The organism is Bittarella massiliensis (ex Durand et al. 2017), assembly GCF_017566145.1.
Taxonomy (GTDB): domain Bacteria; phylum Bacillota; class Clostridia; order Oscillospirales; family Ruminococcaceae; genus Bittarella; species Bittarella massiliensis_A.
Genome location: NZ_JABFCL010000046.1, coordinates 1 through 353 on the forward strand (window position 1 = coordinate 1; position 353 = coordinate 353).

Annotated in this window: 1 protein-coding gene; it reads right to left on the bottom strand. The window is 32.3% G+C overall.

The window, feature by feature from the left end; translation table 11 throughout:
• The coding region (locus HJY11_RS13385; protein WP_368041611.1) for a hypothetical protein at nucleotides 1–195 on the bottom strand (195 nt) is incomplete at its 3' end.
• Nucleotides 196–353: the final 158 nt, after the last annotated feature.

Genomic DNA, 353 nt, shown 5'->3' on the forward strand with positions numbered 1-353 from the left:
CTCATGCCGAAGAACTTTTTTTGAATAAGATTTTAAGTCCTTAATACTCATATCATCTTTTTCAAAAATACCGACAACAATCTCTTTAATAGAATGGTCAATATATCCATCAGCTTTTTTAAGTTTCGGTTCGTCCTTTTCTTCTCGGAAAAACACTTTATATTCAGTTCCTAAAATATTTACTGTATCTTTCATCATTCCACCTCTTCGAGATCTTCGTCATCCATGTAAATGCAAATATCTTCAATGACATTCTTCTGTCCTACTATCATATATTCTCCAAACGTGTTTATAAAATCGTGAAGCTGAAATTTTGTAAACCCGTCTTTGTCTATCTGTGGCATTCTTGGTTT